12 protein-coding genes are annotated in these 19,593 nt (G+C 46.8%); all 12 read left to right on the top strand.

All coding sequences use genetic code 11. From position 1 onward, the window contains the following. The first annotated feature begins 6 nt into the window (after positions 1-6). Positions 7-1,014: a FecCD family ABC transporter permease gene (locus UB51_RS13780; RefSeq protein ID WP_044877786.1), complete on the top strand. Its 1,008-nt coding sequence runs from the start codon at positions 7-9 to the stop codon at positions 1,012-1,014. After that, positions 1,007-2,035, top strand: coding sequence for a FecCD family ABC transporter permease (locus UB51_RS13775; RefSeq protein ID WP_144407021.1), 1,029 nt, complete (start codon positions 1,007-1,009; stop codon positions 2,033-2,035). The genes UB51_RS13780 and UB51_RS13775 overlap by 8 nt, the downstream gene beginning before the upstream one ends. A gap of 159 nt (positions 2,036-2,194) precedes the next feature. Further along, positions 2,195-3,100 carry an alpha/beta hydrolase gene (locus UB51_RS13770; protein WP_044877785.1) on the top strand — a complete coding sequence of 302 codons (906 nt, stop codon included), beginning with the start codon at positions 2,195-2,197 and terminating at the stop codon, positions 3,098-3,100. A 173-nt stretch (positions 3,101-3,273) separates the two neighbouring features. Further along, positions 3,274-4,059: a 2,3-dihydro-2,3-dihydroxybenzoate dehydrogenase gene (locus UB51_RS13765; RefSeq protein WP_044877784.1), complete on the top strand. Its 786-nt coding sequence runs from the start codon at positions 3,274-3,276 to the stop codon at positions 4,057-4,059. A gap of 24 nt (positions 4,060-4,083) precedes the next feature. Further along, a complete protein-coding gene (gene dhbC / locus UB51_RS13760) occupies positions 4,084-5,316 on the top strand; it encodes an isochorismate synthase DhbC (protein ID WP_044877783.1) in 1,233 nt (410 codons plus the stop codon). 27 nt (positions 5,317-5,343) lie between these two features. Beyond that, complete coding sequence (locus UB51_RS13755) at positions 5,344-6,975, top strand: (2,3-dihydroxybenzoyl)adenylate synthase (protein WP_044877782.1); 1,632 nt, start codon at positions 5,344-5,346, stop codon at positions 6,973-6,975. Beyond that, on the top strand, positions 6,976-7,920 hold the full coding sequence (locus UB51_RS13750; protein ID WP_044877781.1) for an isochorismatase family protein: 945 nt from the start codon (positions 6,976-6,978) through the stop codon (positions 7,918-7,920). A gap of 16 nt (positions 7,921-7,936) precedes the next feature. Next, complete coding sequence (locus UB51_RS13745) at positions 7,937-15,163, top strand: amino acid adenylation domain-containing protein (RefSeq protein ID WP_044877780.1); 7,227 nt, start codon at positions 7,937-7,939, stop codon at positions 15,161-15,163. After that, positions 15,147-15,341 (top strand): MbtH family protein, encoded by a 195-nt coding sequence (locus UB51_RS13740; RefSeq protein ID WP_044877779.1) that lies wholly within the window; start codon positions 15,147-15,149, stop codon positions 15,339-15,341. Before UB51_RS13745 ends, UB51_RS13740 begins: the two co-directional genes overlap by 17 nt. A 350-nt stretch (positions 15,342-15,691) precedes the next feature. Next, on the top strand, positions 15,692-17,062 hold the full coding sequence (locus UB51_RS13735) for an erythromycin esterase family protein (RefSeq protein ID WP_044877778.1): 1,371 nt from the start codon (positions 15,692-15,694) through the stop codon (positions 17,060-17,062). Between the two features lie 334 nt (positions 17,063-17,396). Further along, the gene (locus tag UB51_RS13730) at positions 17,397-18,083 is read left to right on the top strand and encodes a response regulator transcription factor (RefSeq protein WP_044880149.1); all 687 of its coding nucleotides are present in this window, start codon (positions 17,397-17,399) and stop codon (positions 18,081-18,083) included. A gap of 32 nt (positions 18,084-18,115) precedes the next feature. After that, positions 18,116-19,561 carry a sensor histidine kinase gene (locus tag UB51_RS13725; RefSeq protein WP_052675927.1) on the top strand — a complete coding sequence of 482 codons (1,446 nt, stop codon included), beginning with the start codon at positions 18,116-18,118 and terminating at the stop codon, positions 19,559-19,561. Positions 19,562-19,593: the final 32 nt, after the last annotated feature.

Below are 19,593 nucleotides of genomic sequence, written 5' to 3'. Positions count from 1 at the left end.
TGTAATATGCGATTAAGAATTCCTACATCTACCCTGATCATATGGACTTCACCGGCTATCATTGGGTTGACGATGTTGCTGTCGATCCTATATGGAGCCAAAAGCATAGACATGAATACGATTCGCGATGCACTGTTCCATTTTGATCCAGGTAATGTAGATCATCAGATCATTATGCGGTCTCGAATTCCAAGAGCGGTCGGAGCTCTATTGATTGGAGCCTTTCTAGCCATATCCGGGGCACTTATGCAGGGGATGACAAGAAATTATCTTGCATCCCCTTCTATTATGGGGGTTACCGATGGATCAGCATTTGCCATTACGATAGGCATGATATTCTTGCCTAATTCATCTAATTTGGAAATGATATTGTACTCATTTGTGGGGTCGACACTTAGCATTGTCATCGTTTTTGGTCTGTCACTCCTACTACCCGGGGGACTATCGCCTATTAAGATGGCAATTATAGGTACGATTATAGGCACGTTTCTGAGCAGTGTTTCCGCAGCGTTAGCGATCTATTTCCAAATCTCGCAAAATATTAGTTTCTGGTACAATGCGCGCTTACATCAGATGGACCCTACACTTATTAAGCTAGCGATCCCATTTGCAATTGTCGGAATTCTGATAGCGCTCTGGGCTTCTAAGTCGATATCGATTCTTGCTCTAGGTGAAGATGTTGCTATGGGCTTGGGACAAAATACAATGATGATTAAGTTCGTTACTACATTGAGCGTTGTTATTCTAACAGGGATATCGGTAGCCTTAGCAGGTAAAATAGGTTTTGTCGGCTTGATTGTTCCTCATATTGCGCGGTTCTTGATAGGGCTCGATTATAAATGGATCATTCCATGCTCGGGTTTACTTGGCGGGATCTTCTTAGCGCTTTGCGATGTACTCAGCCGTTTTCTCAATTATCCGTTTGAGATGCCGATTGGAGTGGTGACTGCATTGATTGGCGTTCCTTTCTTTCTCTATTTAACAAGAACGAAGGGAGGCGGGAAGTTTGAATAATGCTTCCAAGCAGCGTTACGTTACGGTGCTAGCCGTTGGTATCGGAATGATACTGGTTACGATGTATGTGAGTCTGACGAATGGTGTATTCGATATTACGGTTCAAGATGTCATACGTACTTTATTAAGAATAGACCCTAAGCCGGATCAGGATTTGGTTATTCTGGAGTTCCGTCTACCGCGAATTCTAATTGCAGGACTCGTCGGTATGGGATTAGGCATTGCAGGGGCTGTGATTCAAGGTATCACGAGAAATGGGCTAGCTGATCCAGGAATACTAGGAATTAACGCCGGGGCTGGTGCGGCGATGGTTCTATTCTTGTTTTTCTATCAAGGCCAAATAAAAGGAACGGGATGGGGATCGATTCTGGCGATGCCTTTGTTTGGATTGGTGGGCGGACTAATGGCTGCACTACTTATCTATCTTTTTTCTTGGAAGAATGGCAGGTTGGAGTCTCAGCGACTTCTGTTGACGGGCATTGCGATAGGTACAGGGCTAGGTGCGGTCTCGCTTTTTTTGACTTTAAAAATGAATGCTTCAGATTTCGAGATGGCGGCAGTATGGACTTCCGGCAGTATCTACAATGCTAATTGGAGATATATCGTGTCTATTCTACCGTGGTTTGTGTTGTTAATCCCAGTGATCGTTAGAAGGTCATATGTTCTAGATTTATTTCAGATGGATGAAGATAGTGTTAGAAGCATTGGCGTCTCTACAGAAAAAGAAAAAGCGGTGCTCCTATTAAGTAGCATAGGTATCATTAGCGCATGCGTATCTGTGTCGGGAGGAATTGGCTTTATCGGACTGATGGCACCACACATCGCGAGGCGCCTGATCGGTAGAACACATAAGCGAATTATTCCGGTGTGCGGAGTGGTCGGAGCACTGCTAGTTATCGTATCTGATTATTTAGGGAAAATGCTCTTTGCACCTGCTGAATTGCCTGTTGGCATCGTCGTGGCCATCATTGGAGTACCCTATTTTATATTTTTACTATATAGAAACAAAGTACGGAGCTAATGAATTAAACATTTGCTAATTTCCATATGAGAGATAGATGAGTAAAATTATGGATATAGTCCAGCGATATAACCGGATATCATCCATGGTGAGAAAAGAGGACGTGATTTATAATCATAACTGATAATGATTATCATTTGATGAAAGGAATTAAATACGGTGGATCACAAAATAATCGAACACGCTCAAGTCATCGTCAAGGACAGTACAGGCGATAAGGTCACAATACCTAGAACAGAACAACGCATAATGCACGATCGTACTGGAAACCGAGAATATCGTATCTATGTGGCCATGCCTAGTGGAGAGCCACCCTCCTCGGGCTATCCGGTGATTTATTTACTGGATGCCAATGCGGTATTTGGAACGATGGTGGAAGCGATGCGCGTACAAGCACGTAGGACTGAACGAACGGGCGTAGTTCCGACGATTATCGTAGGCATCGGTTACCCAACAGAAGATCCGTTTGCTTCTGCACGTCATTATGATTTCACACTACCTGTGTCCGTTACTGAGTTACCTGCAAGTCCAGACGGCAGAGCTTGGCCGGAACAAGGGGGGGCAGAAGATTTCTTGACATTCATTCAAGAGGAGCTAAAGCCGGAAATTGAAAGGAAATATACGATTGACCGCAGTAGGCAAACGCTATTTGGTCATTCACTGGGTGGTCTCTTCGTATTACATGTGCTTTTTACGAAGCCGGAGGCATTCCAGACCTATGTTGCAGGTAGTCCATCTATTCATTGGAACAAGCGAATAATGCTTAAAGAGGAGCGACAATTCACGGTTCGTTTGCAAGAGGAGCCTGTCAACGTCAGAATTCTGCTAGGGATGGGGGAATTGGAGAAATTTCATAAAAGTCGGATATACGAGAACGCGAAGGAGCTTTCAAATCGTTTAGCAACTCTCGTTAATCAAGGCGTATGTGTAGAATTTAAAGAGTTTGAGGACGAAGGTCATGTATCGCTTCTACCAGCCTTGATTAGCCGCGCTTTGAGATTTGCATCACGTCCTTCTCTCATTTCTTCTGAAGATGTTAAAGTGCTGCATGGATCGAAAATATAAAACAGTATTGCGTTGTTGCATATAGGGGTCACCGGGGAATGATGGGTTTTCTAAATTCGATGGTGGCCACGATTTGAAATTGTATATATCATCGGTTCTATTAATTGATAATGATTATCATTATCGAATAATGGATATCATCCTTTATGAAAGAGAGGGATTGAATTTAATTAATGGACACTATGGGAATCAGGGGAAGAACTGCTCTAGTGACAGGTGCCGCTCAAGGAATTGGAGAAGCGGTGGTACGTGGATTGGTTGAACAGGGGGCTCTCGTTGCGGCTATGGATAACAATGCCGAGGGGCTAGAGAGACTTGTGACTGAACTTCGTGCAGAAGGCCGCAATGTGTCGTCCTTCCCAACAGACGTGAGTGACAGCGTTGCTGTTGATGAAATGGTGAATCGGATTGAACATGAAATCGGACCGATTCATATGTTGGTCAACGTGGCAGGGCTACTGCGGACAGGCTCGATAGAATTACTCACTGACGACGACTGGGCTACAACTTTCGCGGTCAATTCTACGGGGGTTTTCTACGTATCTCGTGCAGTAATTAAACGTATGGTACCACGGAGTTCGGGTTCAATCGTAACGGTGGGATCGAATGCCGCAGGGGTTCCACGAATGCATATGTCTGCTTACGTTGCCTCCAAAGCTGCGGCGACAATGTTTACTAAATGCCTGGGGCTTGAGAACGCTGAGCACAACATTCGCTGCAACGTCGTGTCACCCGGATCAACAGAAACTCCCATGCAGTGGTCACTTTGGCCTGATGGGAACGGAGGGCAAGCTGTCATCGCTGGATCACTCGAAGCGTACCGGCTAGGCATACCGCTCAAAAAGCTGGCCACACCTGCGGATATTGCTGATGCTGTTCTCTTTCTACTCTCTAATCAGGCACGACATATTACGATGCATGACCTATGTGTCGATGGCGGTGCTACTTTAGGGGTTTGAACATTTAATAAGGAGGCGATTGAAATGATAAAACATGATGTTATTCCTGTGACAATAGCAACACAACTCCTTGATAACTATCAGTCTGGCTCGTCCTTCTTCTTATCTTCACCACAACGTACTCTGCTTGCGCAGGGGACGTTCTTGGAGATGCCTACCTATGAGGGAACCGAGGAGTTAAGCAGTTTGCCCGAGCGTGTTACAGCGTTTCTAAATCATGTGAAACAGTCCCAACACAACGTATCAGTCGTCGTAGGTGCGGTGCCTTTTGATCATAGGAAACCTGCACACCTGATCGTGCCAACGACCATTCAGTGGGGGGATGGATTACACTTCGAACCAACGAATCAGAAGGAACAATCATTAACGTCTAAGTATGAGATCAGTGCAATTCCAGAGGCAGCGGAGTATGTACGTGGTGTAGAACAAGGATTGAACCATCTGGAAAGTAGTGGCCTTCGCAAAGTTGTTCTGTCGAGAACATTGCAGTTAACCTCGTCTACAATGATCGATACCCATCAGTTACTTGTTAACCTTGCTCGCAACAATACTCGTGGCTACACCTTTGCCGTGGATTTGCCCATCCGAGAAGCGGAGGAGTGGCCATTAGGAGTTACTCCTCCAAGTTCACCGCGACGAACGCTTATAGGAGCTAGTCCTGAATTACTCGTCTCAAGATCGGGACTGCAAGTGTTGGCTAATCCATTGGCAGGGTCGACGGCACGAAGTGAGGATCCTGAGGAGGATCAGCAAAGAGCCGCGGCATTGCTCTCATCTGCCAAGGATCTGTATGAGCATGCATTGGTCGTCGATGCCGTTGCTGCTGCACTTCGTCCGTATTGCAACACATTGGATGTTCCATCCGTACCCTCGTTGGTACAAACAGCTACCATGTGGCATCTCTCAACTGAGATCCGTGGTGAACTTGCTGATCCCTCAACATCTGCGCTTACGTTGGCGGTCGCACTGCACCCGACACCCGCTGTCTGCGGATCTCCGACTGAAATGGCAAGGGAGGTAATCCGAGAGATCGAACCGTTCGATCGAGGGTTCTATGCGGGCATGGTCGGGTGGTGCGATTCGAACGGAGATGGTGAGTGGGTTGTTACGATCCGTTGCGCTGAGGTGGATGACCACTCCCTACGTCTGTTTGCTGGAGCCGGAGTCGTCCTCGGATCAAGCCCAGAGGGAGAACTCTCTGAGACAACGGCTAAGTTCCGTACAATGTTAATCGGCATGGGGCTGAATGACGAGTAGCCTAGATAAGATCAGGAGGGATAGTTTATGTTGCTTGGATGTGCCACGTGGCCTGAAGAGTTTGCAGATCGGTACCGCCAGGCTGGCTGCTGGAGAGGAGAAACTTTCGGAGAAATGTTGCGAGAACGTGCGACTAGACTTGGGGATCGTACGGCGATTAGTAGTGGTGAGAATTGCTGGAGCTATAGAGAGCTTGATACAAGAGCAGATCAGCTAGCTGCTGGGTTCCGATCGATTGGAATCAGGCCAATGGATCGTGTGATCGTTCAACTGCCTAATATTACGGAGTTTTTCGAAGTTGTCTTCGCATTGTTTCGACTGGGGGCCCTACCCGTCTTTGCTCTGCCATTACATCGAAGTAGTGAGATCACATATTTCTGTGAATTTACTGAAGCAGTTGCTTACATTATTCCTGACCATTACCTGGGATTTGACTATCGGGAACTAGCAAGACAGGTACAGAATAAGGCTTCGACCGTGCAGCATATCATCGTTGTAGGCGATTCGAAGGAGTTCGTGGCATTGGCTGATCTACATACAGAACCTATGAATCAGCTGGATGTCAGTTCTAGTGATGTTGCGTTTCTTCAATTATCTGGGGGAAGTACAGGGTTACCTAAGTTAATCCCTCGTACTCACGACGATTACATGTATAGCCTGCGAGTCAGTGCCGATATTTGCCATCTTAATTCGGATAGTGTGTATCTCGCAGCCCTTCCCATTGCGCACAATTATCCGCTCAGTTCACCGGGTGTACTTGGTACGTTGTATGCAGGTGGCAGAGTTGTTCTTGCACCTAGACCAAGCCCAGACGATGCGTTTCCACTTATCGCTCAGGAACGCGTCACGATAACAGCGTTAGTTCCACCCCTTGCTTTAGCATGGCTTGAGGCAGCATCATCGCGTCATTACGATTTATCCAGTCTACAGGTACTACAAGTCGGTGGAGCTAAGTTCAGTGCAGAAGTTGCGCGTCGGGTAAAGTCAACGCTGGGTTGTACTTTGCAACAGGTCTTTGGGATGGCTGAAGGACTGGTTAACTATACTCGATTGAATGACTCGGAGGAAATTATTGTCAACACCCAGGGAAGACCGATGTCACCATACGATGAGATACGCATCGTAGATGAGGAGGATCACGAAGTCGAACAGGGCCATGTAGGACATTTATTGACTCGTGGACCGTACACAATCCGTGGTTACTACAAGGCCGATGAGCATAATGCCAAGGCGTTTACTTCAGATGGATTTTACCGTACGGGGGACCTAGCGAGGATGACTTCGTCCGGCTACTTGATTGTGGAGGGACGTGATAAGGACCAGATCAATCGTGGTGGAGACAAAGTTGCAGCCGAAGAGGTAGAGAATCACATCCTTGCTCATACCGCGGTGCATGATGTAGCGGTGGTTTCTATGCCCGATGAGTTCCTTGGTGAACGAACCTGCGCTTTTGTAATAGCTCATGAATATGAGCACCCTCCTACGATAGCTGAGCTCAAAATGTTCCTGAGGGAACGTGGTGTGGCAGTTTACAAAATCCCGGATCGGGTGGAGTTCATTGCATCATTCCCAAAGACTGGAGTAGGAAAGGTAAATAAAAAAGCGCTACGTGAGGTCATTGCGCAGAAGATTACAACAAAAGTTGAAATGAGGGATTAAATGGCTATTCCAACGATTATACCGTATCCGATGCCAACCGAATCAGACTTACCAAATCATAAGGTCACGTGGAAACCTGATCCGAAGCGTGCTGTCCTTCTTATTCATGATATGCAGCAATATTTCCTAGACGCGTTCACTTACGGACAATCGCCAGTGGTTGAGCTTCTAGCGAACATTCAGCTCCTAAGAAGTCAATGTCATGAGTTAGGTATTCCTGTGATCTACACGGCACAACCAGGTGGACAGACCCCAACAGAACGAGGCCTGCTGCAAGATTTCTGGGGAGCGGGAATCAACGATGGTCCCATTCAGAAGAAAATCGTGGAGGAGCTTACGCCAGATGAGCATGACATCGTCCTTACCAAGTGGAGATATAGTGGATTCCAGAAGACAAATCTTAGGGAAATTCTACACGAACAAGGTCGTGATCAGCTTTTCGTAAGTGGAATTTATGCACATATCGGATGTCTTCTGACGGCGTGCGATGCATTTATGATGGATGTGCAACCGTTCTTCGTTGCAGATGCAGTGGCGGATTTCTCATTGGAACATCATAAGATGGCTCTGACCTATGCATCTGAGCGGTGTGCAGTCACGCTCACAACGCAGCGTCTGCTCACTGAGCTGAGAAATGCGCAAGGTACAAAGGGGGAGATGGGAGATCGGGCTGACTTTCCATCTATGACGCTAGAATCTGTACGTGAACAGGTAGCTGAGCTACTTCATGAATCACCGTCAGATATCGCCGATAACGATGACTTGATTATTAGCAGGGGGCTAGATTCCATTCGGATTATGAGCCTAGTTGAACGGTGGCGCCGTAGCGGTGTTGAGGTCACCTTTGCGGAGTTGGCTGAACGCCCGACGCTGGCTGAATGGTGGAGACTGTTGATCGCACGCTCACAGCAGGTGTTGCCGAATATAGATTATTTTGCATTATAAAAGGAGGTAGATACTGATGCTTGACCGTGAGGATGTTCGCTGGTCTTTGTCAGGTGCACAGTCCGGCATATGGTTTGCTCAACAGATTGATCCAGATAACCCGATCTATAACACTGGCGAGTACGTAGAGATTCTAGGGCCAGTTGATCGAGTACGGTTCGAGACAGCGCTACGTCAGACTGTTATGGAAACTGAATCTCTGCATGTTCGCTTCGGTGAGGATAAGGATGGGCCGTGGCAGGTTCTTGACTTGTCTTATGATTGGCCGCTACATGTGATCGACCTCAGCTCAGAACAGAATCCACAGGAAGTAGCTGAAGCATGGATGAGGGCTGATTTGGCCCGTTCAGTCGATCTTACACAAGGTCCACTCTTTACGGAAGCTTTGTTCAAGGCTGGACCTGATCATTATTTCTGGTATCAGCGTATCCATCATATCGTGATGGATGGATATGGATTTTCACTTATTGCACAGAGAGTGGCCAAGAACTACACGGCACTTGTAAATAATCTGTCACTTGAAGGGGATGTCTTTGGTTCCTTACGTTCGATCTTGCTAGAAGATTCGACCTATCGCCAATCAGAGCAATTTGAGCGGGACCGCCAATTCTGGCTGGATCGCTTTGTAGATGAACCTGAAGTAGTAAGTCTAGCGGACCGAGCGCCGAGGACGTCAAGAAGCTTCCTGCGCCTCACAGCACAGCTATCACCGTCAAGCCAGAATCAATTGCACGCGGTAGCGCGTCATACATCGGCAACTTGGCCTGATATTGTGATTGCGGTGACGGCTATTTACTTACACCGGATGACAGGTTCGCAGGATATCATTCTAGGATTACCGATGATGGGTCGTTTAGGTTCTGTCTCGCTTCGTATTCCCGGTATGGTCATGAATTTGTTACCACTACGCCTGTCGGTAAGACCGGATATGAGCTTGGTAGAACTAGTACGACAAGTCGTTCAGGAGATTAGCGAGATACGAGGTCATCAAGGGTACAGGCACGAAGAATTGCGCCGTGACCTTAAGTTAGTAGGTGATAACCGGAGATTGTTCGGTCCGCAGATTAATATTATGCCGTTTGATTATGGGTTGAGTTTTGCCGGTCATCGTGGTATGACACACAATCTCTCAGCGGGTCCAGTGGACGACCTGTCTTTCAACGTGTATGACAGGTTCGATGGTAACGGACTGCGTATTGATCTGGATGGTAATCCGGCGGTTTACTCTATTGAAGATCTTGCAGGTCATCAACGGCGATTCCTACACCTCTTGGAAACTGTTGCAATGACGGATCAACATGAGACCATTGGACGGTTAAAGCTTCTCCTTCCTGATGAAAGTAATCGGGTATTAGTAGAATGGAATACAACGGCGCAAGTGGTCTCTCAGAAGAGTGTATCAACGTTGTTTGAGGTGCAGGTTGATCGTAATTCTGAGGCTACTGCTCTGTTATTCGAAGGGGAACAACTGACTTATGCGGAGTTAAACTGTCAGGCGAATCGGCTTGCACATTTCTTGATTACTCAAGGTGTGGGACCAGAGCAGATTGTGGCTTTGGCCTTACCTCGGTCTGTAGAGATGGTCGTTGGTTTGCTGGCCGTGCTTAAGACGGGAGCGGCATACCTACCATTGGATCCGGATTACCCGTCTGAACGAATCAATTACATGCTCACTGACGCGGAACCCGTATGTATCATCTCGAACACAAAGACTGCCTCTAAATTCCCTGAAGCGACAAAAGTGCCGTGGATTATACTCGATGACACTACCACTATTGAAAAGTTAAAGCGTTGTTCCGATACCAATCTTAGTGATGCTGACCGAATTACGCCTCCATTGCCTCTCCATCCGGCTTACGTCATTTACACTTCTGGCTCAACAGGTAAACCTAAAGGTGTTATCGTCTCGAACGAAGGCTTGACCAATTTCCTCTTCGCCATGCAGGACCAATTACAACTTCATGAAAATGATCGGCTAATGGCTGTTACGACAGTCGCATTTGACATATCAGCGCTTGAAATATACCTTCCTCTGCTCAGTGGGGCGAGTATTGTCATCGCTCAGAAGGTGTCCATTCAGGATCCACCAGCCCTGACGAGGATGATCGAAGAGACAGGAACCACGATGATGCAGGCCACACCCACACTTTGGCACGCGCTCGTTGCTTATGATCCCGACAAACTTCGGGACCTTAAGGTGCTCGTCGGAGGTGAGGCGCTCCCGAGCAGTCTCAAGCTTGCTTTGCAAGAACTTGGTTGCCAAGTCACGAATCTCTATGGACCGACTGAGACTACGATATGGTCAACCGCAGTGACTTTTCCGTGTGAATATGCAGGGACATCTCCTATTGGCTGGCCGATTTGGAATACGCAGATTTATGTGTTGGATGATAGTTTACAACCTGTTCCACCCGGAGTGGTAGGGGATCTTTATATTGCGGGTGCTGGATTGGCTCGTGGTTATTTGAAGCGGCCAGATTTGACTGCGGAGCGCTTTGTTGCTAATCCGTTTGGACAGCCTGGTACGCGGATGTATCGCACAGGGGATCTAGCTCGGTGGCTGGCGGACGGTTCTATAGATTATGCAGGCCGTGCTGATCATCAGATCAAGATTCGCGGTTTTCGGATCGAATTAGGTGAGATTGAGGCTGTACTTTCCCAACATCAGGGTGTGGCACAAGTTGTAGTTGTTGTTCGTGAGGATCAACCAGGGGAGCAACGTCTAGTGGCTTATGTCGTTCCATCCGAGGAAGCTAGTCCCGAGTCGGCCGAACTTCGCCAACATGTTGCCAGCAGTCTTCCTGATTATATGGTACCGTCGGCATTTATGATGATTACAGAGTTACCGCTAACACCTAATGGCAAACTAGATCGCAAGGCATTACCCACTCCTGATCTTACTGTGACTGTGAAGGGGCGGGGGCCCAGAACTCCTCAGGAGGAGATTCTATGTGATCTGTTCTCTGAGGTTCTAGGTTTACCCTATGTAGGAATTGATGATGATTTCTTCGAATTGGGTGGACATTCTCTACTCGCTTCCCGTCTAATGATCCGAATTCGCGAGGCTCTTGCTGTTGAATTAGGCATTGGCAATTTATTTGAAGCTCCAACCGTCGCTGGTTTGGTTAAACGACTAGACCAAGCTCAGATTGCCCGTCCGGCTGTTATGCCGATTGCTTTACGACCAGAAGAGGTTCCGCTTTCCTTTGCCCAGCAACGATTGTGGTTCTTGCACTGTCTAGAGGGGCCAAGCCCGACCTACAACATTCCACTTGTTGCGCATATGACTGGCGAACTAAATAGGGAAGCACTGCAGGCCGCCCTACGTGATGTAGTTGATCGGCATGAGACACTACGCACCATTTTCCCAGAGAAATCAGGCACGTCACATCAACTCGTCATGGATGCAGCACTGGTAGAGCCTGAGTTAATCGTTGTTAAGATGACTGAGAACGAACTACCCGAAGCTCTCGCTGCCGCTGTACGTCACAGTTTCGACCTCGCAACTGAACCTGCCATTCGAGCTCAGCTATTCGTACTTGGATCGAACGAATATGTGCTGTTACTACTGTTGCACCATATCATTGGTGATGGTTGGTCACTGACTCCGCTGGCCCGTGATCTTACTACTGCTTACACCGCACGATGTAAGGGGGAAGAGAAAACATGGTCGCCGCTGAAAGTGCAATATGCTGATTATGCACTCTGGCAGCACCAATTGCTGGGTAGTGAGAGTGATTCGGAGAGTCTAATTGCAAGGCAACTCGAATTCTGGACCAAGACACTGAAGAGTCTTCCGGATCAGTTGGAATTGCCTACCGACTATCCGCGTCCAGCGGCGATTAGCTATATTGGTGATACCATTGATTTCCGTATTGACCCAGATCTACACCGTCGCCTATTAGATCTCGCTCGTGACAGCAAAGCAAGCCTGTTCATGGTGTTACAGTCTGGACTTGCTGCTCTACTCACTCGACTCGGTGCAGGTACCGACATTCCGATGGGTAGTCCAATCGCTGGACGTAGCGATGACGCATTGGATGACCTCGTCGGTTTATTTGTAAACACGTTAGTGCTACGTACCGACACGTCTGGAGATCCAAGTTTCCGGGAGCTTCTAGGCAGAGTTCGTGAGGTTGATCTTGCTGCCTATGAACATCAAGACGTACCCTTTGAACGGCTTGTTGAGGTTCTCAATCCAATCCGCTCCCGTTCTAGGCATCCATTATTTCAGGTTATGTTGGCGTTCCAGAACACGTCCGAAGCGACTTTGGATCTGCCTGATCTCACAACCCACCTTGAGATCAACAGTGTAGGTGCAGCGAAGTTCGATCTTACTCTGGAACTTCGTGAGCATCGCACAGTGGATGGCTCACCTGCTGGGATCGACGGTTTACTCGAATATAGCAGTGATATATTTAAGCGGGATACTGTCGAAGCGTTAGCGGATCGTCTGCTGCGGATGTTGGAGGCTGCAGTAGCTGAACCTGATCAAGCGATCGGATGTTTAGAGATTCTTGCACCTGAAGAACGGCAAAAGATTATTGAGGAGTGGAATGAGACTGCTCATGATGTGGTGCCACAATCGACTGTTGCTGAACTGTTCGAGGTGCAAGTTACCCATAGTCCTAACGCTACTGCTGTGATGTATGAGGGTATCTCATTGAGTTATACGGAATTAAATAGACGCGCGAACTGTCTTGCGCATCTGCTGATAGCTCAAGGTGTGGGACCAGATTGTCTTGTGGCTTTGGCGTTGCCGAGATCTGTGGAGATGATCGTGGGAATACTGGCCGTACTCAAGGCTGGCGCAGCATATGTACCTCTAGATCCAGACTATCCAGCTGACAGAGTTGCTTTCATGCTCAGCGACACGGATCCTGCATGCATCGTTACGAATACACAGGTTGCTTTCAAGCTACGCGTGAATACGGATATGCCACTGATCGTGGTCGATGAGTCAGAAACAGTCAATAGATTGGGGCAGTACCCGAGTACCGATCCAAGAGATGCTGATCGGATCAAGCCATTGTTGCCTCTTCATCCTGCCTATGTCATTTATACTTCTGGCTCTACAGGTAAACCGAAAGGCGTAGTCATACCGCATCAGAACGTCGTTCGATTGTTTGCATCAACGGAGCAGGGGTTCCATTTCTGTGCGGATGATGTCTGGACTATGTTTCATTCCTATGCTTTCGATTTCTCCGTTTGGGAAATATGGGGTCCGCTCTTGCATGGCGGTCGTCTGATCATAGTGCCCCATGAAATCAGTCGATCACCCGCAGAGTTCTTGCATTTGCTTGTAAAAGAGGGCGTGACCATTCTGAACCAAACGCCGTCGGCGTTCTATCAATTGATGCAAGCGGATAGGGAGAATCCCGATCTTGGACAGAGCTTATCTTTGCGTTATGTTATTTTCGGTGGTGAAGCTTTAGAGCTTGGACGCCTTGAAGAATGGTATGATCGACATCCTGACAATGCTCCAACGCTGATTAACATGTATGGCATTACAGAGACGACGGTGCATGTCACCTATAATGCACTTGATCGGCAAAGTGCGGGTCTGAGTTCCAACAGTCTTATCGGCCGAGGTATACCGGATCTTCGGATCTATGTGTTGGATGCTATTCTACAGCCGGTTCCACCGGGTGTGATGGGAGAAATGTATGTTGCAGGTGCTGGGTTGGCGCGTGGATATTTAGGACGACCGGACTTGACGGCAGACCGTTTCGTCGCAGACCCATTTGGTCCGCCGGGTACACGAATGTATCGAACGGGTGATCTTGCCCGCTGGCTTCTGGACGGTACTTTGGATTACTTCGGACGTGCTGATTACCAAGTAAAGATCCGTGGATTTCGGATCGAATTAGGAGAGATTGAGGCTGTATTTGCAAGACATCCTAACGTGACACAGGTCGCGGTGGTCGTTCGAGAAGACCAGCCAGGGGATAAGCGTCTGGTTGCTTATATCGTACCTGTCTCGGATGTTAGCTTAGAGTCGGCAGAACTCCGAAGGTATGTTGCTAGCAGTCTGCCTGATTACATGGTTCCGTCCACTTTCGTAGTGGTCGCTGATTTACCATTGACATCGAACGGCAAGCTTGATCGTAAGGCGTTGCCTGCACCAGATCTCACCATAGCAGTTACAGGGCGGGGACCTAGAACTCCACAAGAAGAGATTGTATGCGATTTATTTGCCGAAGTTCTTGGTTTGTCACGAGTCGGTATTGATGACGGATTCTTCGATCTTGGTGGTCATTCCCTTCTTGCAGTTCGTCTTATGAGTCGTATTCGTGAAGCTCTTGGTGTCGAACTTAGTATTGGTAACCTCTTCGAGGCTCCAAACGTTGCGGGTCTAGTTGAGCGACTCGAATTGGGTAACAGCCAAGGGAGTCAAGGGGCATTGAATGTGTTGCTACCGCTTAGAACCAAGGGAGAGAATATCCCATTGTTTTGCGTGCATCCTGCGGGTGGACTCAGTTGGTGTTATGCGGGGCTGATGAAGTCACTGGGAACAGATTATCCGATCTATGGATTACAGGCTCGTGGTATCGGTCAATCGGAGGATCTGCCTAACACATTGGAGGAAATGGCAGCAGATTATATTCATCACATCCGCTCGGTGCAACCGACAGGCCCTTACCATTTGCTAGGTTGGTCACTCGGAGGTAATGTCGCGCAGGCTATAGCTGTCCAGCTTCAAAATGAAGATGAAGTGATTTCACTTCTTGTGATGCTAGATGCTTATCCGAGTCACTTCTTGCCTCTAAGGGGTGGTCCTGACGAGCAGGAAGCGTTAATTGCTCTACTGGCCTTGGGCGGTTACGACCCAGATAGTATGGGAGACAAACCACTAGATATGAACAGCGCAATTGAAATCCTTCGTAGTGACGGTAGTGCATTAGCGAGCCTTGAGGAGTCAACCATTCTAAATCTTAAAGAGACATACGTGAATTCGGTTCGCATTTTGGGGAGTTTCGTTCCGAAACGATATCATGGGGATCTGCTGTTCTTCAGATCCACTGTCATACCAGACTGGTTCGATCCGATCGCTCCGGAAACTTGGAACCCTTATATCGATGGACAGATCGAGCAGTATGATATTGATTGTCGACACAAGGATCTGTGTCAGCCGGAACCACTTGCTGAAATTGGGCGTGTACTCGTAGCTAAGCTAAACGGAATGAAAAGTTCCGATACACAATTGCATAGGAGGGAAATAATCTATGACCAATCCTTTTGAGAACACCGACGGCATTTACGTAGTACTAGTGAATGACGAAGGCCAGTATTCACTGTGGCCTGCCTTTGCCCAGATTCCAGCTGGATGGATCGTTGTCTATGAACAAGACAGTCGTCAGGGGTGTCTAGACCACATCAACTCGCAATGGACTGATATGCGACCAAAGAGCTTACTATAGTAGAGTGTGTTGAAGGCGAGTGTCGATGGATGTCTGATATAAACCTAAGGAAGTTGCGATAAGAACTCCATATAATATTACACATTGTATCTATGTAAAAAGAATGGATAGAGAATCAGATGTTATCTGAAGACTCTATCCATTCTTCTTTCTTGATTTACAATTACATTTTGAATTGGTAATCTTCGGAGAAAATATTGTCTTAGGCACGGAATCATTTCTATCATAAATAAGAAAATGGACGACGAGGTCGTTTATTCTTGTCTTTATAAATTCCTTAGAAGTTCTTGTTACGATGGTTGAGCAGTAAAAGAGAACGATTCAATGGTTTAGAAGGAGGAAAACGATTAATGAATGCAACCAAGAATACAACCAAACGATTTACAGGCGTTATGGCAGTGGGGCTGGCAATTTCTCTATTATTGTCGCCGGTAAATGTCTCTGCGACCTCGCAAAAGAACACAGAACTCAAACAGAATATTCAAGAAATTAAATCTCTAACTTCAGAGGATTACAAGGATTTAGCGTTTCTAAAACCTATACTGAAGGATAAAACCGTCGTTAGTCTCGGTGAGAACTTCCATCGCGTCGCAGAATACAGTAGTATCAAAACAAGGCTGATCAAATATTTGCATGAAGAGCTTGATTTTGATGTTATTGCTTTTGAGTCGGGGCTTGGCGATTCCTTCGCTACCTATGAAAATGCCGGGTCTTTGACTTCTAAAGAAATGATGGAGCGCTCTATTTTTCCAATATGGCATTCCAAAGAGACGCTTGGTTTGTTCGATTATATTAAGAAGCAGCATAAGTCGGACAAGCCCTTGTACCTTGCGGGCTATGATATGCAGTTTACATCGGGGCATTTAACGCAATTTATCGCGAATTGGATTTCAAAGGTAGATAAGGATCAGGGTCAGGATTATTTCCATTTTGAAATGCAAGGGATTACTGATTTCTATACCGTCATTAACAAATATGGCCTAGACTTCGATAATAACCCCCAAGCCAAGAAGGAAATTAAGAAAGTTAAGGATGAATACGAACCGAAATACAAGGCATTGATTCAGTTTATTCAAGATAACAAGGAACAGCTCACGGCGGCATATCCGAAAAATCCTCATATGGTTGATATCGCTGTGAAAACGCTGGGAGATCGCATCAAGTTTATCGAAATGGGGATGTACGGTACTAAGGAAAGTTATGAATTCAGAGATCGTATCATGGCTGATAACGTAGAGTGGTTAATGAAAGTGATGTATCCAGGCAAAAAAGTGATTTTATGGGCGCATAACGACCATCTTGCGAAGAACACTTCCAAAATCGCTACGAAAGAACAGGGAAAATGGATAAACAGCTTCACGAGCATGGGGGAACTGCTTCAGAAAAAGCTTAAAGATAAGGAATATGTGATCGGTCTGTATATGAATAGCGGAAAGGCGAGTACGATCTCGACTCAGAAGCTCTTCGATATCAAGCCTATGCCGAAGGGAAGCTTAGAACATCTGATCATGCAAAGCGGTTATAAGGTTGCATTCGCCGATTTATCCAAGCACAAGTCATCGAATAAAAATAACGCTTGGATGTTCAAGCCGATTTATGCTGCCGAAGACGGAATGACATCCGAGATCATTGCACCGATGTCGATGAGGTTTGTTCCTAAAGAACAGTATGACGGCATTATCGTCTTCGATAAAGTAAAGGAGCCGACTACGAAGTTCTAACAATGTAGCTCCCAATTGCTTGAGTCCCAAAGCTGCGTCAAAACTTCTTCTTTCAAATGATACGATGAGGATAAATAGAGCGAAAAGTAATATTTTACGGCAATCGATTCGCTTTGATATGTGGGAACAGCGCAGAATCGGACAGTTCAGCTGAGTTCGGACCCTACGTCGGCTTAGCGATATGAAGTAAGGGCTACATCCGCAAGTTTAATCCCTCCCCCTGAAGTGGACACGTACAGCAATCAACTGTATGTTTCACTTCAGGGGGATTTTTAGCACGCAAGCAGGTAAAATGAATTTTATAGATGGGAAGACCAGAAAGGATACAGGCGAGATGAGAGAAAAGATATTGATTGCCGACGATGAGAAGGAAATCGTAGAGTTTATGCGCGATGCGCTGCAGGATGAAGGTTACGAGGTGCGGGTTGCTTATGACGGCAAGGAAGTGTTCGATAGACTCGGAGAAAAACCCGATCTGATCATTCTTGATATTATGATGCCTTATCTGGATGGGTTCGAAGTGTGTCAAGCCATACGAAATCGGGTAACATGCCCTATTTTGTTCTTAAGCGCACGTTCCGACGAAGTAGATCGTATTCGGGGACTCGCTGTTGGCGGAGATGACTATATCGTCAAACCTTTCAGCATGAAAGAATTGAAAGCGAGAATTCAGGCACATCTCCGTCGTGAGCAAAGGAACCACTTCGAACATCAGCCTAAGCTGCTGCATCACGGCGATCTCACGATCGACCTGGATAGCCTACAGTTATTTTATCAGAACATTCTTATTCCTCTGACCCATCGGGAATTCGAATTGTTTCGGCTTCTCTTTATGCATCCCAATCAAGTATTCTCCCGGGAACAAATTTATGAAAAAATATGGGGATACGATGCGGAGGGCGACTCGGCCACTATCACAGAACATATCAAAAACATTCGGGCGAAGCTGGCGTCGGCTGCACCTGAGATGACATTTGTTGCTACGGTATGGGGGGTAGGATACAAATTCGAAAGAAAGTGAAGACAAGCAGACGACCGCTGCGCAGGCAGTTTATGAGTGCATTTGCCCTCGTTTTATTTTTTAGTCTTTTATGTTCGGCGTTGGTGTGGGGCAGTACGCTCTATATTTCGATAAACCAGACGGACAAGAGCATTTTCCCAGCCAATTATTACGAACAGAAAATCCCTCGGATTCTAAATTATGTGGATAAGCAAAAAGACACCTTGTTATCTCCTCATATGCAGGAAGCGCTGGAACGGGTCATTCCGACGAAAGGCATCCAATATCAAATCATTAATCTTAAGGGACAAATTGTCTACGGTTGGAAGGGGCAATCATTTGTCAAGAACCCAGAAGATGTGCCCAGCAAGCTAAACACAATTGAAAAACAGGGCGGGAAATATATCAAGTTCTATCCCATTCTCAATTCTCAAAAACAGCTTAAAGGCATGCTTGTTCTGCGATACAGCTTAAGTGTGTCTTCCAATAACCCTGGAAAGTGGCTGCTTGTTGTTCTCATATTGAGTAGTTTGATTGCGCCGTTCCTTTTTATCGTCTTGTTTGCATTTATTTTCGCGAGAAGATTAGGAAAAAGACTTGAACCGTCTATCGCCCGGATTATCGGGGGAGCGAGACGGATTCAACAGAACGATCTGAATTTCTCCGTAGCGGGAGCGTGCGGTTCTAAGGAGCTGACAGAGCTCGCGGATGCCTTTGAAGAGATGAGGAAAGCGCTGGAGCAATCATTGATGCGAGAATGGAATCTGGAACAGGAAAGACGCGATATGATTGCAGCCATCGCGCATGATCTGCGGACACCGCTTACGATCATTCAGGGACATGCAGATAATTTGATCGAGAGCGGTGCGCGCCATCCGGAACGGCTGGAAAAATACTTGTTAACCATCAGGAATAACACACAGCGTGCCGACAAGCTGCTGACGGAACTGTTGTTTTTGAATAAAATTGACACGCCCGATTATGTCCTTTGTTTTGCACCAACGGATTTGCTTGCCTTTTGTGAGCGAAAAAAAGAAGAATATGAGTTGTTATGCCGAGAGAAGGGGATTACCCTCCGTTTCCCGTATGAAAATTGGCATCGCAATCAGGAGCTTCAGCTTCTTCTGGATGCAGCCCGATTGGAACAAGTATTCGATAACGTTATCACAAACAGCTTAAGATTTACGCCAGCCGAAGGAGTAATCGAGTGGGCGATACACGCAGAAGAGAATGAGATTACTTTTGAAATGAAGGATACGGGGCCGGGCTTCAGCGATCTAGATCTGCGGCGTATGTTCGATAAATTCTACTCTGGTGATACATCGCGGTCTCAGGAAACAGGTCATTCCGGGCTTGGCTTGTATACGGCAAAGGTGCTGGCGCAGAAGCACGGCGGGACGATCGCAGCTGGAAACCGTTCCGAAGGCGGAGCATGGGTGAGAATAACTATGCCATGTGATTTGGCGACTTTCCCTGTTCTTGCTCGTACTCTACCGTAAATCGTAATACTTGGTAAATTATCATGTCCATT

It is taken from the genome of Paenibacillus sp. IHBB 10380, assembly GCF_000949425.1.
Lineage (GTDB): Bacteria > Bacillota > Bacilli > Paenibacillales > Paenibacillaceae > Paenibacillus_AQ.
Note: the sequence above shows the minus strand (reverse complement) of the source record. Positions and strands in the feature narration are given on the sequence as shown.